Origin of the sequence: Paenibacillus hamazuiensis (assembly GCF_023276405.1) — a bacterium.
GTDB lineage: Bacteria > Bacillota > Bacilli > Paenibacillales > NBRC-103111 > Paenibacillus_AF > Paenibacillus_AF hamazuiensis.
On the sequence record NZ_JALRMO010000001.1, the window covers coordinates 112,186 to 133,874 of the forward strand.

22 protein-coding genes are annotated in these 21,689 nt (G+C 55.5%); 13 read left to right on the forward strand and 9 right to left on the reverse strand.

The window, feature by feature from the left end:
• Positions 1–48 precede the first annotated feature (48 nt).
• The 6 genes from MYS68_RS00425 to MYS68_RS00450 all read left to right on the forward strand — a co-directional run bounded on the left by MYS68_RS00425 (position 49) and on the right by MYS68_RS00450 (position 4,183).
• On the forward strand, positions 49–690 hold the full coding sequence (locus MYS68_RS00425) for an HlyD family secretion protein (RefSeq protein ID WP_248923922.1): 642 nt from the start codon (positions 49–51) through the stop codon (positions 688–690).
• An 11-nt stretch (positions 691–701) separates the two neighbouring features.
• A complete protein-coding gene (locus MYS68_RS00430) occupies positions 702–2,285 on the forward strand; it encodes a DHA2 family efflux MFS transporter permease subunit (protein WP_248923923.1) in 1,584 nt (527 codons plus the stop codon).
• 15 nt (positions 2,286–2,300) lie between these two features.
• Complete coding sequence (locus tag MYS68_RS00435; protein WP_248923924.1) at positions 2,301–2,846, forward strand: NAD(P)H-dependent oxidoreductase; 546 nt, start codon at positions 2,301–2,303, stop codon at positions 2,844–2,846.
• A gap of 17 nt (positions 2,847–2,863) precedes the next feature.
• On the forward strand, positions 2,864–3,394 hold the full coding sequence (locus MYS68_RS00440; protein WP_248923925.1) for a hypothetical protein: 531 nt from the start codon (positions 2,864–2,866) through the stop codon (positions 3,392–3,394).
• Between the two features lie 350 nt (positions 3,395–3,744).
• Entirely contained in the window at positions 3,745–3,969 is a 225-nt protein-coding gene (locus tag MYS68_RS00445) for a spore germination protein (RefSeq protein ID WP_248923926.1), read from the forward strand.
• A 118-nt stretch (positions 3,970–4,087) separates the two neighbouring features.
• The gene (locus MYS68_RS00450) at positions 4,088–4,183 is read left to right on the forward strand and encodes a YjcZ family sporulation protein (RefSeq protein WP_248923927.1); all 96 of its coding nucleotides are present in this window, start codon (positions 4,088–4,090) and stop codon (positions 4,181–4,183) included.
• Positions 4,184–4,322: 139 nt separating this feature from the next.
• Here MYS68_RS00450 and MYS68_RS00455 read toward each other — a convergent pair whose 3' ends face one another.
• The 3 genes from MYS68_RS00455 to MYS68_RS00465 all read right to left on the reverse strand — a co-directional run bounded on the left by MYS68_RS00455 (position 4,323) and on the right by MYS68_RS00465 (position 6,377).
• The gene (locus tag MYS68_RS00455; protein ID WP_248923928.1) at positions 4,323–5,009 is read right to left on the reverse strand and encodes a YceI family protein; all 687 of its coding nucleotides are present in this window, start codon (positions 5,007–5,009) and stop codon (positions 4,323–4,325) included.
• A gap of 95 nt (positions 5,010–5,104) precedes the next feature.
• A complete protein-coding gene (locus MYS68_RS00460; RefSeq protein WP_248923929.1) occupies positions 5,105–5,962 on the reverse strand; it encodes a M56 family metallopeptidase in 858 nt (285 codons plus the stop codon).
• Between the two features lies 1 nt (position 5,963).
• The gene (locus tag MYS68_RS00465; protein ID WP_248923930.1) at positions 5,964–6,377 is read right to left on the reverse strand and encodes a BlaI/MecI/CopY family transcriptional regulator; all 414 of its coding nucleotides are present in this window, start codon (positions 6,375–6,377) and stop codon (positions 5,964–5,966) included.
• A 440-nt stretch (positions 6,378–6,817) separates the two neighbouring features.
• On the opposite strand from MYS68_RS00465, the gene MYS68_RS00470 reads away from it, so the two are divergent.
• Entirely contained in the window at positions 6,818–7,864 is a 1,047-nt protein-coding gene (locus tag MYS68_RS00470; protein WP_248923931.1) for a 2,3-butanediol dehydrogenase, read from the forward strand.
• Between the two features lie 55 nt (positions 7,865–7,919).
• On the opposite strand, the gene MYS68_RS00475 is transcribed toward MYS68_RS00470, so the two are convergent.
• The 6 genes from MYS68_RS00475 to MYS68_RS00500 form a co-directional block, all read right to left on the reverse strand.
• Positions 7,920–9,758, reverse strand: a complete 1,839-nt coding sequence (locus tag MYS68_RS00475) for a sigma-54-dependent Fis family transcriptional regulator (RefSeq protein ID WP_248923932.1) — start codon at positions 9,756–9,758, stop codon at positions 7,920–7,922.
• A gap of 345 nt (positions 9,759–10,103) precedes the next feature.
• Positions 10,104–10,880, reverse strand: coding sequence for an acetoin reductase (locus MYS68_RS00480; protein ID WP_248923933.1), 777 nt, complete (start codon positions 10,878–10,880; stop codon positions 10,104–10,106).
• A gap of 25 nt (positions 10,881–10,905) precedes the next feature.
• Complete coding sequence (lpdA, locus tag MYS68_RS00485) at positions 10,906–12,285, reverse strand: dihydrolipoyl dehydrogenase (RefSeq protein WP_248923934.1); 1,380 nt, start codon at positions 12,283–12,285, stop codon at positions 10,906–10,908.
• A gap of 16 nt (positions 12,286–12,301) precedes the next feature.
• Positions 12,302–13,546: a dihydrolipoamide acetyltransferase family protein gene (locus MYS68_RS00490; RefSeq protein WP_248923935.1), complete on the reverse strand. Its 1,245-nt coding sequence runs from the start codon at positions 13,544–13,546 to the stop codon at positions 12,302–12,304.
• A gap of 26 nt (positions 13,547–13,572) precedes the next feature.
• Positions 13,573–14,607, reverse strand: coding sequence for an alpha-ketoacid dehydrogenase subunit beta (locus tag MYS68_RS00495; protein WP_248923936.1), 1,035 nt, complete (start codon positions 14,605–14,607; stop codon positions 13,573–13,575).
• Positions 14,608–14,640: 33 nt separating this feature from the next.
• A complete protein-coding gene (locus MYS68_RS00500) occupies positions 14,641–15,636 on the reverse strand; it encodes a thiamine pyrophosphate-dependent dehydrogenase E1 component subunit alpha (protein ID WP_248923937.1) in 996 nt (331 codons plus the stop codon).
• 313 nt (positions 15,637–15,949) lie between these two features.
• Here MYS68_RS00500 and rpoN point away from each other — a divergent pair, with 313 nt between their 5' ends.
• From rpoN to aceA, 6 genes are all read left to right on the forward strand, one after another.
• Positions 15,950–17,260, forward strand: coding sequence for an RNA polymerase factor sigma-54 (gene rpoN, locus MYS68_RS00505; RefSeq protein ID WP_248923938.1), 1,311 nt, complete (start codon positions 15,950–15,952; stop codon positions 17,258–17,260).
• A 95-nt stretch (positions 17,261–17,355) separates the two neighbouring features.
• On the forward strand, positions 17,356–18,876 hold the full coding sequence (gene adh / locus MYS68_RS00510) for an aldehyde dehydrogenase (RefSeq protein WP_248923939.1): 1,521 nt from the start codon (positions 17,356–17,358) through the stop codon (positions 18,874–18,876).
• Between the two features lie 16 nt (positions 18,877–18,892).
• Complete coding sequence (locus MYS68_RS00515; protein WP_248923940.1) at positions 18,893–19,252, forward strand: DUF779 domain-containing protein; 360 nt, start codon at positions 18,893–18,895, stop codon at positions 19,250–19,252.
• 498 nt (positions 19,253–19,750) lie between these two features.
• Positions 19,751–19,936 carry a hypothetical protein gene (locus MYS68_RS00520; protein WP_248923941.1) on the forward strand — a complete coding sequence of 62 codons (186 nt, stop codon included), beginning with the start codon at positions 19,751–19,753 and terminating at the stop codon, positions 19,934–19,936.
• A gap of 196 nt (positions 19,937–20,132) precedes the next feature.
• Entirely contained in the window at positions 20,133–20,306 is a 174-nt protein-coding gene (locus tag MYS68_RS00525; protein WP_248923942.1) for a hypothetical protein, read from the forward strand.
• Positions 20,307–20,343: 37 nt separating this feature from the next.
• The gene (gene aceA, locus MYS68_RS00530) at positions 20,344–21,621 is read left to right on the forward strand and encodes an isocitrate lyase (protein WP_248923943.1); all 1,278 of its coding nucleotides are present in this window, start codon (positions 20,344–20,346) and stop codon (positions 21,619–21,621) included.
• Positions 21,622–21,689 lie beyond the last annotated feature (68 nt).

The window sequence follows — 21,689 nt, forward strand, 5'->3', positions numbered from 1 at the left end:
CCGTTTAATGCAACCTAATCTTAGAAAACTTTCTGTAGGGGGATAACGATGAATTCGAAAATGCTTCTTGTCAATCTGCTGCTCATCATCATCATTATCGCGGGGCTCGGTGCCGGCGTTTACTACTACAACCAGAGCGTCAATTACATCAGCACGGATAACGCCAGGGTGGACGGTCAGCAGATCGCCATCGCGGCGACCGCCTCCGGCCGGTTGACGGATTGGAGCGGTCAACTGGGGAAAACGTTCACGGGCGGGGACCGGATAGGCAGCATACTTCCGGCCGGGGCGACAGCCAAAGTGGATATCGATTTCCCAACGGCCGGCACCGTCGTGCAGCAGTCGGTCGTGCCCAATTCGTTCGTTGCGGCGGGATCCGTGCTGGCCCGGGCTTATGACCTTAACAACCTGTGGATCACGGCGAACATCGAGGAAAAAAGGTACAACGATATCAAGCCGGGGCAAACCGTCGATGTGTATGTCGATGCGTTCCCGGGTACGGTGCTGACCGGTCGGGTCGATAAAATCGGCCAGGCGACCGCAGGTTCCTTCTCGCTGATGCCGGCCTCGAACACGACGGCGAACTACACGAAGGTCGCCCAAGTGCTTCCGGTTACGATTTTACTAGACGGCTACAAGGGGGTCTCCTTGGCTCCCGGGATGAGCGCCACCGTCCGCATCCATATTTAGGGGGTGTTCGGGTGGAACCTATCCATGTAGGCCGAACGCTCGCCGTCCTGCTGCTCGGAGCCTTCATCTCCATTTTGAATCAAACCTTGATCAACATCGCCCTGCCGCATCTCATGACGGACTTCAACATGTCGGCGACCACGGCCCAATGGTTATCCACGGCATATATGCTGGTTAACGGCGTGCTCATTCCGATCACGGCTTATCTGATCGCTACATACCGGACGCGCAGTTTGTTTTTGGCCGCCATGGGCTTTTTTACCGTCGGCTCGATCGTTTGCGCGATCTCCCCGGGCTTCAGCGTGATGATGATCGGGCGGGTCATGCAGGCGATCGGTGCGGGGATTTTGATGCCGCTTGTGATGAGCGTGTTTCTGACGATTTTCCCTCCCGAACGGCGGGGAGCGGCTATGGGAACGATGGGCATCGCCATGATTTTCGCTCCTGCGGTAGGCCCGACGCTTGCCGGGTGGATCGTGGAAAATTATACGTGGCGCATCCTGTTTATCATGATGGTTCCGCTTGGCCTGATCGATATTGTGCTTGCGCTGAAATGGCTGCGCAGCGTAGGCAAGCTAACCTTCCCCAAGTTCGATACGTGGGGCGCCGTTACGTCGACCTTGGGCTTCGGAGGGCTGCTGTACGGCTTCAGCGAAGCGGGGAGTCACGGATGGGGAAGCTTGACGGTGGTCGGGTTTCTTGTGGTCGGAGCTATCTTTATCGCGCTGTTCGTCTGGCGGGAGCTGTCGGTCGATGAGCCTTTGCTCGAGCTGCGCGTCTTCAATTACAACATCTTCACACTGACGACGATTATCGGCTCCGCCATTAACCTCACGATGTTCGGCGGAATGATCCTGCTGCCGATTTATTTGCAAAACATCCGCGGTTTTACGCCGCTGCAGGCCGGACTGCTGATGCTGCCGGGGGCGCTGCTGATGGGTGTCATGTCGCCGATATCCGGCGCGCTGTTCGACCGGATCGGGGCGAGGCCTCTGGCCATTATCGGGCTCGTCATCACCGCCGTGTCCACCTGGGAGTTCAGCCGGCTGACCTCCGATACGACGTATGCGCATATGCTGACGCTTTATACCGTCCGCAGCTTCGGGATGTCGTTTATGATGATGACCGTGCAAACCGCCGGTTTGAATCAGGTGCCGCTGCAGCTGGGCTCCCACGCGACGGCGATGTCCAATACGATGCGGCAGATCGCCGGCTCGATCGGAACCGCCCTGCTTGTTACCGTGATGTCGACAAGATCGACGGTTCATATGGGTGACTATGCCAACGTGATTTCAGTCGCGAATCCGCAGATCGTCTCGTCGTTTCAGGAGCTGGCGGGTGCGCTTGCCGGAGCGGCGGGGATACCGGCGCAGGCCGGTCAGGCGCTTGCTGTGCAAACGGTATATGGCTTGGCGATGCGGGAGTCCACGATCAACGGAATCAATGACGCGTTTTTGGTGGCGACAATATTTGCGCTCATCGCACTCTTTTTGTCCTTTTTTATAAAGAAGGTCAAAAAGGATAAGGTGGAAGTGCTGCAGCAGCCTCCGGCCCAGCTGGAGGAGGCGATCGAGCTGGAGCCGGTAAAAACATAAGGAGCGGGAATCGATATGAAAATTTACGTGGTCTACGACAGCGAAGGCGGGCATACCGAGGCGCTCGCCCGGTCCATTGCCGAAGGAGCGAAGCAGGTCGGGCAGGCGGAGGTATGGCTGCACCATGTCAAAGAGGCGGATATTTACGAGCTGGCGCAGATGGACGCGATCATCTGGGGCTGCCCGGGCCATTTCGGCACGATTAGCGCCGGATTGAAAGCTTGGATCGACCGGCTCGGATATTTATGGGCCAAGGGCAAGCTTATCGGGAAGGTCGGAGCCGTTTTCTGCACGACGGCCACCGTTCATGGCGGCATTGAAGCGACCATGCTGAATTTGATTACGCCGATGTTTCATCACGGCATGATTGTGGTCGGCCTTCCGGGCAACATTCCGGAGAACGCGCTTTACGGCTCGTATTACGGCGTCGGGGTAACCTGTCCGGTGGAGTTGTCCGAGGACGATCCTCCCAATCTGCCGAAAGAGAACGACCTGGCGCTCGGCCGTGCGCTGGGACGCCGGGTGGCGGAGATCACCGAAAAACTGACGAGGAACAGCTAAGAAGCGGAGGAATCGGTATGCTGTACGGCATTGCTATTATCGTGATCGCGGCCCTGATCGGATTGGTTGTGTTTAACCTGAGGGGAAGCAAGCCGGCCAAAGAAGCCGCACGCCCCGCTGCAGAGACGCCGAAGCGAGCGGAAGCGCCGGCGCCGGAGAAGCCGGCGGCGCAAAGGGCCGAGGCGGGAAGCGCCCCGGCCGCCGAACGAGCCGCCCCGGCCAGGCCTGCCGCCGAACGCGCTGCTCCGGCGGAGCCGCCCCGGCGGGCGGCAGCGGAGGTGGTGCGTAACGCCGGCGACCGCGCTGCCGCAGAGCAGGCGAGCCGCTCCCGTGCGGCGGAGGCGGAAACGGCGCTGCCGCCGCGCGCACGCAGGTCCGGCACCACCTCGCTCAATTGGGAGCAAAGCGACGAGGAATACCGCAAGGCGCTGCGCGGCTTTGTCGGCGACGCCGACCGTCCGGGCGATAAGAACGGAGAGCATGCGGAGCCGCCGGGCAAAGACGACGCATACCGGGAAGGCTTGCGTTCCTTAAGCAAGTCAGACTGACCATCAGCAGAGAGGTGATCTTATGTCGGATTTTCATTCGGTACAGGATGAAAATTATATGAGCGATGATGAATACCGTCAGGCGCTGCGCCATTTTGCCGGGGTCGACGACGATAAGATTGGCGAGGAGGCGCGAGAGGAGAAGGCGGTGCCGGAAACGGAGCTCACAGACTGACCGCAAAAGCGCGGCCCGTTCGGGGCTGGCGTACCGCAGGCAGGTACCATGCAAATGACCCCGATTTCGTTCCGCCGTCGGTATGGCTTGATTGCCGCGGCGGTATTTTTTTTGATTACTTTTTCAGGGAGGAGCATATGATTAAGGTAACAAATGCCAAAGGAGGCAAAAAATCATGCCCTCTATTGTAGCGGCGCCTATTAAGATTATCGATGTCACGGCGAACAGCACGGTCAATATTGGAGATGCGCTTCAGATTACGCCGAAGAGTACGTCCAAAACGTATACGGGGAGCGGGGGCGGCAACATCGGAGATTTATCCGTATCGGTGTCCGTCTTCAGCTCCACGAATACGTTCGACCCCGACGCGATCGATTCGGCCAATATCGCCGACAACTGACAACCCGGCTGCAGCGTAAAAATTTCCGCATCATACGGTACAATCGTACAGACGCGTTTCCCCTTGCGTTCATACGTTGATTATGTAGTTGAAAACGCAGCTGAGGGGGGGCGAAAAAATGAGCGCAGTCGGATTCGGTCTTGGGGCTACCGTTGGAATTGTTCTTGTTCTCTTCATTCTTCTGGTTATTGTTACTCGTGCATTTGTCATCTAATTTGGTAAAAGACGAGTTTTGGCGTAATTTCTTCGCCGGAACTCGTCTTTTTTTAATTATGCGCAGCTAACTTTTGCGGAAAAACGGGGGCTCCTCAAGATAAGCTGCAAAGGTTCGCGTAGCTTTTCCATGGGTTTGTTTATACTTTCTCCAAAACAAGCCGCGTTTGCACGGTTACGTTATTTTCCGTATCCAGCACAACCGCGTGCGGGTTTTTCATGCCAAAATCCGCGAAGGTTACCACCGTACTTCCTTCCATCCGAATTGTCCCTTGGCTGTATACGGCATCGTTCTTGAATGTGACGTCTTTGGAAATCCCCTTAACGGTCAGCGTCCCGTTCATGTTGAAGGATACCTTCTCGCCTTCCTTCCATTCCTTCGGGAAATTTTCAAAGCCTTTCAGCGCAAACTTCGCTTCCGGATGAGCTGCCGCGTCCAAGTAATTCGCGCCTTTAATGTGGTTGTCGCGCTGTCCGTTGCCGGACTGCAGCGAGCCGAGCGATACCGCCGCCTCCGCCTTCATCTTGCCGGCGTCCGCCGAATCCAAGGTCCATACCCCTGTGACGGAGCCGGCTTCGATGTTTACGGTCTCCTTCGACGTCGTTACGGAGATGTATACCTTGGAATCGGGCTGCTTGATGCTCCACTGGCCGCTTAGCTTCGCCGCCTCGATAACGCCCGCGGCCGCCTGGACCGAATTGTTTCCGCTCGCCGGAATAACCCCCTCAACCGTAACATGATTGCCGGCATAATAATCGTAAGCCGCATAACCTCCCCCCAGAACCGCTATGACACCAACTGCGAAAGCAACCATTTTCAATCTCATTTCGAATTCCTCCACCCTATTTTTTTTTTTTTAGAGAAAACGATGTGCTTGTACATCTTTCACTACACATCGTAGTGAAACTGTATAAAAAAAATTCAAGCTAACAGCAGCTCGGCAAAAAGCATGACGGTTACCGAAACGGCCATATGGAGCGAGACCACCACCCGTTTCACAGGCAGCTTGAAAACCAGCTTTGTCTCCGGCTCCAGCAGCTGCTGCAGCCTGTAATTGATCGAAGTTTCCGCAAAGGACGCGTAGGTAAACGAATATTTCCGGATCTGGTTATGTTTGATCAGCTTGACCAAGGCGCTTCCCAGGCTTGTCGGGGAACCCGTCGACCGGATGGCGTAAGCATCCGCCAAAACTTCGCGCGCCATCTGATACTGGGTACAGCACCACCTTAAAATCGGGATATACCATAAGACCGCGGAACATACATGCATAAATGCCGTTTTCAGCGGATCCCGGCTCTGTTTATGGAAAATTTCGTGCCGAATTACTGCGGCAAGCTCATCATCGTGCAAAATGTCCAGCAAGCCGGTGGACAGCATGATCTTCGGACGGATAAGACCCATCGTAAGTGCGGCAGTGTCCCGATGCTCTACGACCAGCACCTCCCGGCGCCCGCCGCAGAAGGTTTCGTTTAATGACGCTGTGAGCTCCTTATGCACCAGCCTGGACAACTTTCGATGAGCCCGCAAGGAGCGATACAGCTGCTGCATGATATGCCAGAACGCCAGTACAAGCGTGCTGACCACAAGCAGGTCCAACGCCGGGACCATCCATCCTAACCCGCTTGACTTCAGCCAGCTGCTGCAATGCTGGAACAGGTTGTAGGCCAAAGGCCTGCCGTACAGAGACTGGCAGACATAAAGAATCATCTCCATCACGATGACGGTTGCCACGGATGCCGTTGTTAAAAAAAGCAACTTCGATCTTCGTTCCCAATTCATCTCATTTACCCTCTTTGAGAGCTTTTAGTTTTCGCTCCAGCTTCTCGATCAGCTCCGGGTCCGCACCATCCAGCGCATCTATCATATGATTGACGACCAGGGGACCGAAATCCTCCATAAGGCTTTGCGAGAGCTCCTTGGACTGCTTCTCCAGAAACTGCTCCTTCGATTGAACCGGCGTAAACAGCGAGGTTCGGCCGACGACCGTTTTGGTCAAGACGCCTTTGTCCAGCAAGCGGGTCATGACCGTCATGACCGTGTTGTAGTTCAAATCCTTTTCTTTCTCCAGCTTCAGCTGCACATCTTTAATGGACAAGCCCGAATGCGCCCAAAGAATGTCCATGATCTTGGCCTCAAGCGGCCCAAAGAACCGTTCGAGTCCTCTTTGGCTATTGTTTCGTCTGGTCTTATTCATCGCGCACACACCTTTCACTACTTATTGTAGTGAATGATACCGCCAAAAGCAAATCGCAACTTTCTATTTTCTAATCTATTGCTTCAACCTGAAAAAAACCTTAAACGAATATTAAAATATGATGAAAAACAAGCGGTTCCACATTTTCCCCAAGCGAGAGGATTTCCCGCAGCCAAGTGGACAATATGAGACTCATTGTCTCGATTTGTCCCGGGTTGTCTTGTTTTGTACGCAAGGAGAGCGCGTGCCGGGAGCGGCTCGAACGGCGCGTGGAATCGCGCATGCGGCGGGTGAAGCGCGGGATTTCCTTTTCCCGGGCTTTAGCGGGGACTTGGTACGGAACTTGCTATTGCTTTATACGAAGTAAAGAAATGCAGTCTCTGGGTTTCTTGAGAGCGGTTACAATCGGTCCGCATACGGCGGGAAAAAGGAGGATTCGTATGAAAGCGGCATGTTGGTACGGCATACGGGACGTCAGGGTGCAGGAAGTGGCGGAACCGGCGATTCAGCCGGGAATGGTCAAGCTGAGGGTCAAATGGTGCGGCATTTGCGGAACGGATCTGCACGAGTATTTGGCAGGTCCGATCTTTATTCCGGCGGAGCCCCATCCGCTTACAAAAGAGACATACCCGCTCATCCTGGGACACGAATTTTCGGCGGAGGTTATCGAAGTCGGGCCGGGAGTATCCAAAGTTAAAGCCGGAGACCGGGTAACGGTCGAACCGATATTGAACTGCGGGACGTGCTACAGCTGCCGAAAAGGGCTTTACAACGCTTGCGACAGCCTCGGATTTCATGGCCTGAGCGGAGGTGGCGGAGGATTCTCGGAAGTGACCATGGTGAAGGAGCATATGGTGCACAAGCTGGCGGACAACATGAGTTATGAGCAGGGAGCGCTGGTCGAACCCGCCGCGGTAGCCGTTCATGCGGTCAGGGAGAGCCGGCTGAAAATGGGGGATACGTGCGTCGTTTTCGGAGCGGGCCCGATCGGGCTGCTGGTCATTCAAGCGGCCAAAGCGGCCGGGGCGAGCCGCATCATAGCGGTCGAGGTTTCCGAAGGACGGCAGCAAACGGCTCTCAAGATGGGGGCGACGGCAATCGTCAACCCATTGAAAGAAGATGCGGCCCAGGCTGTCTGCAGGATGACGGACGGCGGGGCGGACGTCGTTTTCGAAGTTACGGGGGCGGAAGTTTGCCTGAACCAGTCGATTCAATGCGCGAAGGCGGCGGGCCAAATTGTGATCGTCAGCATATGGGAAAAACCGGCCGCCATCCATCCGAACGCGCTTGTGCTCAAAGAACGCGAGGTTCGGGGGATCATTGCCTACCGGGACATTTTTCCGCAGGTCATTCAGCTGATTTCCGACGGCAAGCTGCAGATCGATGAGATGATTTCGAAGAAAATCGCGCTGGACGATTTGGTGGAAGGCGGATTGGAGGCGCTGGCGAACGACAAAAACAATTTGAAGATTTTGGTTTCGCCGTAACGCCGCAAACGGAAAAAGCCCCGTTTTGAAGAAACGGCCGCATGGCGGACCCGTTTCAAAACGGGGTTTGGAATTTTTGCAGTCTTTTGTAGAAGGTGCTTCTCGGAACGCCCAACAGTTTGGCGGCTTTCGAGACGTTGCCGTTCGTTTTTTGCAAAGCGTCGGTCATTTGATCGAGCTGGATTTTTTCACGCAAAGAAAGCGACGTGTGAGGAGAATGCGGAACTTCCGTTTTCTCCCGTTGTGACAGCGGGAACGGATCGTGCATTTCCCCCTGATATAAAATATGCTGGCGTTCCAGTACGTTCATAAGCTCCCGGATATTTCCCGGCCAATGATAGCTCATAAGCTGCTCCCAGAACGGGGAAGACAGCGGCAGGTTCCAGCCCAGCTTCTCGCAAAAATACCGGACCAAATACGGAATATCTTCCTTCCTTTCCCGCAAAGGGGGGACGGAAATCGGATATACGTGCAGGCGGTAATACAAATCTTCGCGGAATTTCCCCTCGTCCACCAGTTGGCGAAGGTCGCGGTGCGTCGCGGCGATAATTCGGATATCCAAAGGAATTTCTTTGTGGCTGCCGATGGGGGTCACCTTGCGTTCCTGCAATATGCGCAGCAGAGCGACCTGCATGGAAGGCGGAATTTCGCCGATTTCGTCGAGAAAAATGGTTCCATGGTTCGCCTGCTCGAATTTCCCCTTGTACCCTCCGCGGCGCGCCCCTGTAAAAGCCCCTTCTGCATAACCGAACAGCTCGCTCTCCATCAGCTCTTTGGGAATCGCTCCGCAGTTCACGGCAACGAACGGGCCGTTTTTCCGCGGGCTGTTTTCGTGGATGGACCGGGCGATGACTTCTTTTCCCGTCCCTGTTTCACCCAAGAGATAGACGGTCGCATCCGTAGGAGCCACCCGCTTCATTTCATGGAGCGTGCGCTGAAACGACTGGCTTACGCCGGCCTCTCCTTTAAATTCAAACGGCGCCGAAGGCGGCGAAGAGAAAAAATGCTGATTAGTTGGCTTGGCGTCTTTTTTGAGCAAATACAAGCACGTTCCGATGATTCCGCCATGAGAACGGGAAAGGATGGGGAACTCCATCTGGAAATCAAAGCCGTATTCGGCGATCTTTCCGGCATGCAGTCCTTGCCATTTCGGGACCGTCTGCCGGACGGATTTGCTTGCGCTGACGACGGCCATCTTATGATTGCAGACGATCAGCGGTCTATCCGATTCGATCAAGTCCATGGATTGATAAGCGAGCTCCATCTCGTCCCTATGCATGCGAATGCTGATTTCGCGTTCAATCGTATAGGCGACGGTGGAAACGATCCCGAGCGTGTAAGGATGCGCACAATCCACCGGACATGAAACATCGAGGATGCCGAGAAGCTTCCCTTCGTCGTTTCGAATGGGAGCGGCGGCGCAGCTCCACCGGTGAGAGGCGACCGAATAATGCTCGCTTCCGGTTACCATAATGGGCTCTCCGATAAGCAGCGCCGTGCCGATGGCGTTCGTTCCCACTTCGTCTTCGGTCCAGCGGACGCCTTCGACGAAATTGATTTTTTTCGCTTCGTTTTGAGTATCGCGATTTCCGGACATGGTCAGCACATATCCTTCCGGATCGATCAGCAGCGAAATCATGCCCAGTTCGTTCGTAAACTGCTTCATTTTATCCAAATGAGGAAGGGCGATATGCTGAAGCAAAGTATTTTTTTCCTTTTGCGAATGCAGCTCCTCGGGCGGCAAAATATAACGGCCTTTGCCGAAATGAGGATTTACCCGGGCTTCTCTGGAGCGATACCAGGATTCGGCCAATCTTTTGTTCAGGCGCGAGGAATCCAGTACACCTTCACTGACAAAACGATCCCATATTTTTAAAGAAAGCGTCGTATCCATATCTCGACTCTCCTGTATAAGGGGATGTTTTATGACGGTGTGACAAATTAAGCGGAGTCTATCCAGATTGTTGAAAAACCCCAAAAAGCGGATGAATCCAATTGTCATGGGCGGGGGTATCCCCTCCGGCCACTCTTGAAAACGTGTAATTTGAATAAGTAAAAAGCGGTTTTTACACGTTTTCAAAGGCGGCCCGTAAACTCTCCGGGGAATACCCCTCTCCCTTATCAAAGGATTCATTTTGAAGTTGGGTTTTTTCAACAGTCGGAGTCTATCCGTATTATATAACAGTTTGAAAGCGCACTCAACAAGAACAAGCCTAAGCCGCAGCCCCTTATTCATAAGCTAATTCATCAAAACCCCGCCGCAAATATTGATGGATTGTCCGGTCATATAATTGGCATCGTCCGAGGCGAGATAGGACACAAGGCATGCCACATCTTCCGGCGTTTCCACTCTGCCGAGGGTGATCAATTCGGCGTATTTCTTCAACGTATCGCCTTTGGGAAGACCCAGGTAGCTCCCCATCTTCTCGTCGATGAGCTCCCACATATCGGTTCCGACAATTCCCGGGCAGTACGCATTGACGGTGATGCCGAAAGGTCCCAGCTCTTTGGCGAGAGCCTGCGTAAAGCCGATGACGGCGAATTTGGTCGCACTGTAATGGGAGAGCAAGCTGAAGCCCGAACGCCCGGCGATGCTGGCGCAGTTAATAATTTTGCCGCTTTTTTGCTTCATCATTTGTTTGGCCGCGGCCTGGTCGCATAAAAATACTCCTTTGGCATTAACGGCAAACACTTTATCCCAGTCCTCTTCGGTAATTTCAATCGCTTGCTTGACCTGGGCAATCCCCGCGTTGGCCACCATGATGTCAAGACGTCCGAATTCCTGGACGGTTTGATCGACCATAGCGTACACTTCTTTTCCGACACTGACGTCCGCCGCAATGGCCAGCGAGCGGCGGCCCAGCGTCCGAATCTCTTCGGCGACGAGCCGCAGCTTCTCCTCATTCACGTCGTTCACCACGACATGATGTCCATCCACGGCCAGTCGGAGTGCGATGCTTCTGCCGATGCCTCTGGCCGCACCGGTAACGATGGCGACTTTATCGTTTGCTTTCATATCAATCCCTCCCGAGACCAAAATATCAAGCGTGCAAAGCATGCCCGACGGCGCCGAGAAGCGCCTCGTGGACGGCTTCGGACAAAGTCGGGTGGGCGGCGATCAGATCCTCAACGATATCGGTTGTCATTTCCGCATGCAGCATGACCGTGCCTTGGCCGATCAGCTCCGTGGCCCGGGGGCCGACGATCGAAATGCCGATAATTTCGTAAAACCGCGGCTCCACCAAAACCTTGACCTTGCCGGTCTGCTCGCCGAGGATCAGCGCTTTTCCGTTTGCGGCAAACGGGAATTCCCCAATCCGGATGTCTCCGTACTTCTCGCGCGCCTGCTTTTCCGTCATTCCTACGCTGGCGATCTCCGGCGACGTATAGATGCAGCGCGGGACCGCCCGGTAGTTGACCTGCGCTTCTTCCCCGCACGCATGCAGTGCGGCGACCGTTCCTTCATGAAAGGCGACATGGGCGAGCTGGATTCCGCCGACGACGTCGCCGCAGGCGTAAATATGAGGAATGTTCGTCTGCATATGCGCGTTGACCTGTATGCCCTGGCGGGACACCTCGACGCCGATATGCTCCAATCCCAGCTCTGCGGTTCGCGGCCTCCTCCCGATGGAGACGAGCGCGTAATCGGCGCTCAGTTCGCGGCTCCCGTCTTTGTTTTCAATCCGGGCAGTCTTCGCCGCGGAATCGAGCTGTTTCAGGGCGGCGGAAGTATAAATTTGCACGCCGGCATTCTCCAGTTCTTTTTGCAGGACGGATGCGATATCGGCATCTTCGCCGGGGAGCAGTTGGTCGGCCATTTCGACCATCGTCACCTTGGTCCCGAGCCGGCTGTAGATGCTCGCGAACTCGCACCCGATGACGCCGCCTCCTACGATCAAGAGCGAAGCAGGGACGGAAGGGAGGGACATTGCCTCCCCGCTGTGTATGACCCATTTCCCGTCAAAAGGGGCGAAAGGCAAAGCGACCGGCTCCGAGCCGGCGGCAATGATGAACCGGTCGGCCTCCACGGCGGACATCTTCCCGTCTTGTTCCACGCGCAGGCGGTATGCCGTTTCGAAGCTCGCTTTGCCGCTTACCACCTTGATTTTGTTTTTTTTCATCAAATATCCGATGCCTTGAACAAGCTTTTCAATAACGCCGTTCTTGTATCCCTGCACTCCGTTCCAATCGATCTCCGTTTGGCCGGAAGGCAGGCGGATGCCGAACCTCCCGGCGTGCCGGATTTTATCTATCATATCGGCGCTTTCCAGCAGCGACTTGGTCGGCATGCAGCCTTCGTTCAAACAGGTTCCTCCAAGCTGCTTTTGTTCGACAAGAGTCACTTCGGCGCCATGCCGGGCGGCGGTAATCGCAGCTACGTACCCTGCCGGTCCCCCTCCGATAATCGCTAATTTGCTCATGGAAATTCCCTTCTTTCTAAAGAACGAGTCTGTACGGGTCTTCCAAATGTTGTTTGAGAGTGCGAAGAAACTCGGCCGCAGGCGCTCCGTCCAGCACCCGATGATCGAAGGTGAGGCTGAGCGGGAGCAGGCTTCTCCGCTGCAGTTCATCACCGCTATAAACGGGAGTGTCCTGAATGGCGCCGATTCCGAGAATTCCCGCCTCCGGCGGGTTCAGAACCGGCGTGAAATGCTCGATCCCGAAGGCGCCGAGAGTCGTGATCGTAAAGGTGGAGCCCTGCATCTCGTCGCTTCCGAGCTGGCCGCTGCGGGCTCGCTGCGCCAAAGATTTCAGACCGCGCGCCAGCTCAAGCAGTGAAAGCGTTTCGGCATGCCGAACGACGGGGACGACCAGTCCCTTTTCCAAAGCGACCGCCACGCCCAAATGCACATGGCCAAACGTATGAATCCGCTCGTCGATATAAGCGCTGTTCATCTGCTTGTGCTGCGCGAGCGAGAGCACCACGGCGCGGGCGGTAAAATCGGTAACCGTCAATTTGACGCCGTGCTGCTTTTGCGCAGCGTCGCTCATTTGTTTTTGCAGCGCGAGCAGGGCGGTGACGTCGGCCTTTAGCGTTAGCGTCAGTTGGGCGCTTTGCTGCAAGCTGTCCAGCATGCGGGACGCGATGACTTTGCGGATGCCGGCAACGGGGGTTTGCTCGACCTGTTCAGCGCCTCGGACGGCAGTGACGTTGGCCGAGGCGGCCTCCGCTGCTGGTGGAGCGGCGGAGGATCGCTTTTCCATCGCGCGCTCCACATCTTCTTTCGTAATTCTCCCTTGCGGGCCCGTTCCTTCGAGCGACTCGATGTCGATGCCTGCGGCTTCCGCCATTTTCCGGGCAACGGGGGAGATTTTGATCTCCCCTCGTTTCGGCAAGCCGCCGGCGTTAGGCAAAGGCTCCGCTGCGGCCGCGGATGCCGCCGCTTCCGCGATATGGGCTTTGGCCTCCGGGATAGGGGCGGCAGGCGAGACGATCTGTTCGTCCGGATTCCCGATCCGGCAGATGACGGCTCCCGGCGGCACGCCTTGCCCCACGGGCACGACGATTTCGAGAAGCACCCCGTCCGCGGGAGATTCGACTTCCATTTCGATTTTCTCCGAATTGATATCGGCGATAATTTCTCCCTTGGAAACGGGATCCCCGGTTTGTTTGCGCCAATGGGAAACCATTCCTTCTTTCATGGCCATTCCCAATTTGGGCATCACGATTTCTACAGCCATTTGGCATACTCTCCGATCCTGTGAAATTAAACTCTCTGCAGTGAAATATCCCCGAGCAGCTCGGATACGACCTCAAGCACTTTTTGCGGGGAAGGCAAATACAGATCTTCCAGCGGCGGAGAGAACGGAACCGGCGTATGCGGCGCCGTAATCCGTTTGATGGGCGCGTCGAGGCTGTCGAACGCTTTGTCCGCAACAAGCGCGGCGATGTCCGTCGCTATGCTGCATCGCGGATTCGCTTCGTCGATGACGATGATGCGGTTCGTTTTCTTCACCGACGACAGGATCGTATCCTCGTCAAGCGGAGACAGGCTGCGCGGATCGATCACCTCCGCTTCGATGCCCTTCTTCGCGAGCTGCTCCGCCGCCGTCAGCGCCGTATGCACCTGCTTGCCGATGGCGACGATCGTCAGGTCCGATCCGGCCCGTTTGATGTCCGCTTTCCCGAGCGGAATCGTATAATACTCTTCGGGAACTTCGCCGGTCATGTTGTACAAGGTTTTATCCTCGAAAAAGAAGACGGGATCGTTGTCCTCAATGGCGGCGAGCAGCAGGCCCTTCGCATCGTGCGGGGTGGAAGGCACGACGACCTTCACGCCGGGAATGCTTGTGAACAGCGCGTACAAGCTTTGCGAGTGCTGGGCTGCGGCGCGGAAGCCGGCTCCGTGCATCGTGCGGATGGTGACGGGCACCTGCGCCTTGCCGCCGAACATATAGCGGAATTTCGCCCCCTGATTGAGCACCTGGTCGAGACAGCTTCCGATAAAATCGTTAAACATGAGCTCGGCGATCGGTCTTAAACCGGTGGCGGCCGCGCTCATGGCGGCGCCTACGTAACCGGCTTCCGTAATCGGCGTATCGAGAACCCGTTCGCGCCCGAATTCCTGCACCAGGCCTTTCGTGACGCCGAGAACGCCGCCCCAGGCTTCATCGTCCTGCAGGTGGTCGACATTCGCACCGCCGGCCACATCTTCTCCCATGAGAATGACATTTTCGTCCTTCCGCATGGCAAGTTTCATGGCTTCATTAATCGCCGCAGACATACTTATTTTTCTGGCCATTTGACAGTCCTCCTAAAATTGGATAAGGTCGGATCAATACGATACATAAACGTCGGTCAGCAGCTCGGATGCGTCCGGGAACGGGCTGTTTTCGGAAAACTCGATCGCATCCCGCACGGACCGCTCGACGGATTGGTCGATTTCGTCCAATTCGTTCTCCGTAAACAGCTGCCGGCTCACCAGGTAGGTCCGGAAGCTGGCGATCGCGTCTTTTTGCTGCAGATGCTCCTTTTTCTCCTGATCTTTCTTATATTTCTGGGCGTCTCCTTCAAAGTGTCCGTAGTTGCGGTAAGTCACGCATTCGATCAGTGTCGGTCCTTCGCCCCGGCGCGCTCTTTGCACCGCTTCCTCGGCCGCTTTATAGACGGCGAGCACATCTTTTCCGTCCACCCGGACGCCGGGAATGTTGTAGGCGATCGCGCGATCGGCAATCGATTTGCAGCTGGAGGCGTAGGTGAACGGAGTCGCCTCGGCGTATCCGTTGTTTTCCGCGACGAAAACGACGGGAAGCTTCCAAATCGCCGCCAAATTGATGCCTTCATGGAAGGTGCCCTGGTTGTTCGCGCCGTCGCCGAAAAAGCAAACGCTTACAGCGTTGGTCTTCTTGTACTTGGCCGTCAACGCGGCACCGCACGCCAGCGGGTATCCGCCGCCGACAATGCCGTTTGCCCCGAGCATGCCTTTGTCCAGGTCGGCGATATGCATGGACCCGCCCTTGCCTTTGCATAGTCCGGTGATTTTGCCGTAAATTTCCGCCATCATGCCGCTCAGATCGCATCCTTTGGCAATGCAGTGCCCGTGACCGCGATGGGTGCTGGTGATGCTGTCCTTATCGTCCAGATGCGCGCATAAACCGACGGCCACCGCTTCTTCTCCCGCATAGAGATGAACGAAGCCGGGCAGCTTGCCCTGGGCGAACAAATCGTGAACCGCATCCTCGAATTTTCGGATTTCCACCATCTTTTGATACATCCAGCCCGCTTTTTCCCGACTTAATGAAACTCCCTTTTCCTGTGCAGTTTCGACCATGCGTGAATCCTCCTTTTGATATGGTTGTGAATCAGGCGACACATAATCACTGAAGCAAATACCGTGCCAAACGATGCAGGTGAAGAGCGGCGGGGCCGGGAGAGGCCGTTTGCGGTGCGCGTGTGGTACAGGGAGACAAAATGAGACGCACTGTCCCGTTTTGTCTACTTTTGTACACCGGGCCGCAGCGGCCCGGTTACGCTGCGGCGAATGCGGGTTGGCACGATTTTTGCTTGATATGTATGGGGCGATACTTATATAATTGAAGAAGAATGTGGAATCGCTTACATTTTGTTTGGGAGGAGGTTCATTGATGGAGCTCCGGATGTTGGCGGCACAGCAGATGAGACTCCAGCTGACGCAGAAACTGAGGCAATCTATCGATATTTTGCAAATGTCGTCTCTGGAATTAATGGAGTATGTCAAGGAGCAGACGGCGGACAATCCGTTAATCGAATCGATTTCCGGGGAACCCCGCGTGAGGACGGGCGGCAGGAAAAAATCAGCGGCGGAGCATGATAGCGACTGGTGGCTGAACGTCCATGCCGACACGGAGAAATCGCTGGAGGAAGCGCTGCTTGAGCAGCTGAAATGGCAAAATCTTGATAAACAAACCTATCTGTATTGTCTCATGCTTATTCGCAGTTTAAACGATAACGGGTATTTGGACGGGACGCCGGAAGAGCTGGCCGGGCATATCGGCGCTCCGCTGCAGGAGCTGCGGCGGGCGCTGCGCATCGTTCAAAGCATGGAGCCGTCCGGAGTGGGCGCGACAAGTCTGGAGGAGTGCCTGCTTCTGCAGCTCGCTGAGAACGATCCGCAAAATGCGCTGGCCCGGGCGCTTGTCGCTCGTGATCTGCAGAATGTTGCGAATAAGAAGTTCGCTTTGCTGGCTAAAAAGTATGCGGTCGATACGGCGGCGATTCAGAAGGCGGTGGACCGCATCGGCAGGCTGAATCCGAAGCCTGGGCTCGCGTACGGCAAAGGGAAACCGGAGTATGTCGTGCCGGATGTCGTGATCCAAAACGTCGAAGGAAGGTTCGAAGTCGTCCTGGACGATAGAGCAGCTCCGGCCTTGTCCTGGAACCTGTTTTATCTGAATATGATCAAACAAACGGACTGCAAGGAGACGAGCTCGTATTTGCGGCAAAAATGGACCGCGGCCAAATGGCTTTCGAAGTGCATCGAGCAGCGTAAGGCCACGCTGCACCATGTAGCGAAAGCGATGTTCGATATCCAGCGCGATTTTTGCGAGCATGGGCCCGCATCGATCAAACCGATGTCGCTGAAGGATATCGCAGGCGTGCTGAACGTTCACGAATCGACCGTCAGCAGGGCGGTCCGCGGCAAATACGCACTGACGCCGTGGGGGACGTACGAGCTGAGGCATTTCTTCTCCGCATCGATTCCGCAGTGCGGGGACGAAGCGGCGTCCGCCCTGCAGATCAAGGAGCAAATCCGCGATATCGTGGCCAAGGAAGACAAGACCAATCCGCTGTCGGATCAAAACATCGCTGAGCTGCTTCAAGAGAAGGGCTGTATGATTTCCCGAAGAACCGTCGCCAAATACCGGGAATCGATGAACATCGGCTCCTCCGCGAAGCGCAAAAGATACGAGGTGTAAATTTTCATGTCGCCAGCTTTCTCTTCTTGTTGGCACGAATTTTGCTTCATTTAAACCATGTAGGCAAAATGATTAAAAACAAGGAGGCTGGACACATGATTTACGCACAACCGGGGCAGGTCGGCTCCAAAGTCGCTTTCAAAAAGCGCTACGACAATTTTATCGGCGGTAAATGGGTGGCGCCCGTCAAAGGGCAATATTTTGAAAACGTCACGCCGGTGACAGGCAAAGCATTTTGCGAAGTCGCCCGTTCGACCGCGGAGGACATCGAGCTCGCCCTGGATGCGGCGCATGCCGCCAAAGAGGCATGGGGCCGCACGGCGGTTGCCCGGCGCGCGCTCCTTTTGCAGCAAATCGCCGACCGCATGGAGGCGAATCTGGAGATGCTTGCCGTGGCTGAAACGTGGGACAACGGAAAGCCGGTCCGGGAAACGCTGGCCGCCGACCTGCCGCTCGCGATCGATCATTTCCGCTACTTTGCGGGCTGCATTCGCGCGCAGGAAAGCACGCTCGGCGAGCTGGACGACGATACGGTTTCCTATCATTTTCATGAGCCGCTCGGCGTCGTCGGGCAGATCATCCCATGGAATTTCCCGCTGCTTATGGCTGCATGGAAGATCGCGCCCGCTCTCGCCGCCGGCAACTGCGTCGTGCTGAAGCCCGCGGAGCAGACGCCCGCATCCATTATGGTGCTGGCCGAATTGATCGGCGACCTGCTGCCTCCGGGCGTGCTGAATATCGTAAACGGCTTCGGGCTCGAAGCGGGCAAACCTCTCGCATCCAGCAGCCGCATCGCCAAGATTGCGTTTACGGGAGAAACGACGACAGGCCGCCTGATCATGCAGTACGCCTCGCAAAACATTATTCCGGTTACGCTCGAGCTCGGCGGCAAGTCTCCGAACTTGTTTTTTGAAGACGTTTTCACAAAGGATGACGCATTTCTGAATAAAGCGATCGAAGGTTTTGTTCTGTTCGCGCTGAACCAGGGCGAGGTGTGCACATGCCCGTCCCGCGCCTTGATTCAGGAGTCCATCTACGAGCCGTTCATGGAACGGGCGTTAAAGCGCGTAGCCGCGATCAAGCAGGGCAATCCGCTCGATACGGACACGATGATCGGCGCTCAGGCATCCGGCGAGCAGGTGGAGAAAATTTTGTCCTATATCGGCATCGGCCGCGAGGAAGGAGCGCAATGCCTTATCGGCGGCGGTAGAGCGGCAATGACTGGCGACCTGGAAGGCGGATATTATATCGAGCCGACCGTGTTCAAAGGGCATAACAAGATGCGGATTTTCCAGGAAGAGATTTTCGGACCGGTTGTTTCCGTCACGACCTTTAAAAATCAGGAGGAAGCGTTGGCGATCGCCAACGATACGTTGTACGGGCTGGGGGCGGGGGTATGGACCCGCGACATCAACACGGCTTACCGGTTCGGCAGAGGCATTCAGGCCGGCCGCGTGTGGACCAATTGTTACCACGCTTATCCGGCGCATGCCGCCTTCGGGGGCTACAAAGTGTCGGGAATCGGCCGCGAAACGCACAAAATGATGCTGTCCCATTACCAGCAAACGAAAAACCTGCTTGTCAGCTACAGTCCGAACGCTTTGGGATTTTTCTGAGAAGGCGGCGGCTGCCATGGAAGTGCGGAAAGTTTTGGCGACGGACGCAGCGCTGGAGCTGATCGAGCGGCTGAAGGAGAAATATGGGCCGCTGATGTTCCATCAGTCGGGCGGATGCTGCGACGGAAGCTCGCCGATGTGCTACCGGGAAGGGGAGTTTATGCTCGGAGATCAGGACGTTCGGCTCGGGGAAATCGGCGGAGCGGGCTTTTATATGAGCCGGGCTCAGTACGAATACTGGAAATATACGCAGTTGATCATCGACGTCGTCCCCGGCAGAGGAGGCATGTTTTCGCTGGAAGGGCCGGAAGGACAGCGGTTTCTCACACGTTCGCGCGTTTTTACGGAGGCGGAGCTGAAGGAGCTGCAATTATAACAGCATAACGGCGGCAATAGTTTGCCGCTCGGAAGAACGGAGCTTCGCGTTTGTGCGGGCTCCGTTTTCTTTTTCGTGCGGTTAGCTGGAACCCTTAATGGCAAGTGCGTCATGCATACGGGCAGGCTAACGGTTGCAGCTGAGCTTATTTGGGTCCAAAACGTCAATTTTAAATCGTAACGGTCGTGGCAGAGCTTATTTATCATCCTGTGCCCCTCAAAACGATGAAAGTTCACAAATAACGGCTGTGGCAACCGTTACCGTTCTGAAATCACCCATTCGCCCCCTTTAAGCTCACCTGCAACCGTTACGCCATCTACCGCGCGTGCCCGAAACCGGTTGCTGCACCAGATAAATAGTTTTCTATCCGATATATTGTTATATAAAAATAAAAAATATAATAATTTTTATTGAAAAATTAAAAACAGAGTGTATAATTTATAAATAAATTAATATTGTATTATTACAGACTGAAAAAATCCAAGGGAGAGATGAATGATGAGCGGAACGGCATTGGCGACGACATGGGAGACAGGAGATGCGCCGGGCGAATATGAGCCCGGAATTTACGGCAGACGGGAGGCCGGCGAGCATGACGAATGCGGGGGGACGGCCTTTTTCCCGCTCTCGCCGGTTCATCAGACATTGTATTATTTTTTCATTCCCGAAATCAGCTGCGAATAAAAGAAAAGCGCCGGCAAACGAGGCCGCTATGAATGAAACCCACCGAACGGACGGTGGGTTTTTTGTTGTTCGGCGAAAGGATATATATTATATAACAATTAAAATAAAAAATATTGTTGCAATAAATTTGTTTATTGTTATATAATACCAACAAGAAAACAAATTATTATATAACAATTGGATTGGAGGGGAGCATATGGACTGTCCTGCCTGTCACGGGAACGGCGAATTGGACATTTATCGGAACAGCGAGGAACGCGGCCGATTGGAAAAGGATGCCGCGTCCGAAGCCGCGCGTCCTGAGCGCGAGCGTGTAGCCTGGCCGGACGCTTGTCCGGTTTGCGGCGGCACCGGGTATTTGGAGCAATAATTTCATTTAGAAAATCATATCGAAAGGAAGATGAGACATGAATCAACAACGTCAGCTCGAACAATTGCGGGAAAACTGGAATTCCCCACGCTTTCAAGGAGTTCGCCGGCCTTATTCGCCGGAGGATGTGCTGCGGCTGCGCGGAACCGTCGTGGTCGAGCATACGCTGGCCGCACTCGGGGCGGAGAAGCTGTGGAAGCTGGTGAATACGGAGGATTATGTGCCGGCGCTCGGCGCTTTAACCGGCAATCAAGCGGTTCAGCAGGCCAAAGCGGGGCTTAAAGCGATTTACCTCAGCGGCTGGCAGGTTGCGGCCGACGCCAATTTGTCCGGGCATATGTATCCCGATCAAAGCTTGTACCCGGCAAACAGCGTCCCCCACGTCGTCAAACGGATCAATCAGGCGCTGCAGCGTGCCGACCAGATTCAGCGGGCGGAAGGCAAGGGGGAGATCGACTTCTATTTGCCGATCGTCGCCGATGCGGAGGCCGGCTTCGGCGGGCCGCTCAACGTGTTCGAGCTGATGAAATCGATGATCGAGGCCGGCGCCGCGGCCGTTCACTTCGAGGACCAGCTGTCCTCGGAGAAGAAATGCGGGCATCTCGGAGGCAAAGTGCTGCTGCCGACGCAGCAGGCAGTCCGAAATCTGATCGCTGCGAGGCTGGCCGCGGATGTCATGGGCGTGAACACGGTGCTCATCGCGAGAACGGATGCGAACGGAGCGCGGCTGCTGACGAGCGATATCGATCCGACCGACCGTCCGTTTCTCACCGGGCACAGATCGCCGGAAGGTTTCTTCTATGTAAACGAAGGCTTGGATCAGGCCATTTCGCGCGGACTTGCCTATGCGCCTTACGCCGACATGATCTGGTGCGAAACTTCCGAGCCCAATCTTGACGAAGCGCGCCGGTTCGCCGAAGCGATCCATGCGAAGTTCCCGGGCAAGCTGCTTGCTTACAACTGCTCGCCTTCGTTCAACTGGAAGAAGAAGCTGGACGACAAGACGATCGCCGGCTTCCAGCAGGAGCTCGGCAGGATGGGCTACAAGTTCCAATTCGTTACTTTGGCCGGCTTCCATGCGCTCAATCACAGCATGTTCGAGCTGGCGTACGATTACAAACGGCGCGGGATGGCCGCGTACTCCGACTTCCAGCAATCCGAGTTCGCCAGCGAAGAGCGGGGCTACGAAGCGACCCGCCATCAGCGCGAGGTCGGCACCGGGTATTTCGACGAGGTGTCGCAAGTCATATCGGGAGGGACTTCGTCGACGACGGCGCTCGCCGGTTCGACGGAGCAGGAGCAATTTTCACCGTAATTCAAATGAAAAACCAGTACCTGAACAAGTCGGGTGCTGGTTTTTTTTACCCCTGCCGGTTTATAATG

Coding starts and splice junctions, on each gene's coding strand:
- MYS68_RS00515 (WP_248923940.1), top strand. CDS start 18,893: ATGGAAGTGCGGAAAGTTTTGGCGACGGACGCAGCGCTGGAGCTGATC.
- MYS68_RS00440 (WP_248923925.1), top strand. CDS start 2,864: ATGCTGTACGGCATTGCTATTATCGTGATCGCGGCCCTGATCGGATTG.
- MYS68_RS00455 (WP_248923928.1), bottom strand. CDS start 5,009: ATGAGATTGAAAATGGTTGCTTTCGCAGTTGGTGTCATAGCGGTTCTG.
- MYS68_RS00445 (WP_248923926.1), top strand. CDS start 3,745: ATGCCCTCTATTGTAGCGGCGCCTATTAAGATTATCGATGTCACGGCG.
- MYS68_RS00470 (WP_248923931.1), top strand. CDS start 6,818: ATGAAAGCGGCATGTTGGTACGGCATACGGGACGTCAGGGTGCAGGAA.
- MYS68_RS00500 (WP_248923937.1), bottom strand. CDS start 15,636: ATGGTCGAAACTGCACAGGAAAAGGGAGTTTCATTAAGTCGGGAAAAA.
- MYS68_RS00490 (WP_248923935.1), bottom strand. CDS start 13,546: ATGGCTGTAGAAATCGTGATGCCCAAATTGGGAATGGCCATGAAAGAA.
- MYS68_RS00495 (WP_248923936.1), bottom strand. CDS start 14,607: ATGGCCAGAAAAATAAGTATGTCTGCGGCGATTAATGAAGCCATGAAA.
- MYS68_RS00475 (WP_248923932.1), bottom strand. CDS start 9,758: ATGGATACGACGCTTTCTTTAAAAATATGGGATCGTTTTGTCAGTGAA.
- aceA (WP_248923943.1), top strand. CDS start 20,344: ATGAATCAACAACGTCAGCTCGAACAATTGCGGGAAAACTGGAATTCC.
- MYS68_RS00450 (WP_248923927.1), top strand. CDS start 4,088: ATGAGCGCAGTCGGATTCGGTCTTGGGGCTACCGTTGGAATTGTTCTT.
- MYS68_RS00520 (WP_248923941.1), top strand. CDS start 19,751: ATGAGCGGAACGGCATTGGCGACGACATGGGAGACAGGAGATGCGCCG.
- lpdA (WP_248923934.1), bottom strand. CDS start 12,285: ATGAGCAAATTAGCGATTATCGGAGGGGGACCGGCAGGGTACGTAGCT.
- MYS68_RS00480 (WP_248923933.1), bottom strand. CDS start 10,880: ATGAAAGCAAACGATAAAGTCGCCATCGTTACCGGTGCGGCCAGAGGC.
- MYS68_RS00465 (WP_248923930.1), bottom strand. CDS start 6,377: ATGAATAAGACCAGACGAAACAATAGCCAAAGAGGACTCGAACGGTTC.
- adh (WP_248923939.1), top strand. CDS start 17,356: ATGATTTACGCACAACCGGGGCAGGTCGGCTCCAAAGTCGCTTTCAAA.
- MYS68_RS00435 (WP_248923924.1), top strand. CDS start 2,301: ATGAAAATTTACGTGGTCTACGACAGCGAAGGCGGGCATACCGAGGCG.
- rpoN (WP_248923938.1), top strand. CDS start 15,950: ATGGAGCTCCGGATGTTGGCGGCACAGCAGATGAGACTCCAGCTGACG.
- MYS68_RS00425 (WP_248923922.1), top strand. CDS start 49: ATGAATTCGAAAATGCTTCTTGTCAATCTGCTGCTCATCATCATCATT.
- MYS68_RS00525 (WP_248923942.1), top strand. CDS start 20,133: ATGGACTGTCCTGCCTGTCACGGGAACGGCGAATTGGACATTTATCGG.
- MYS68_RS00460 (WP_248923929.1), bottom strand. CDS start 5,962: ATGAATTGGGAACGAAGATCGAAGTTGCTTTTTTTAACAACGGCATCC.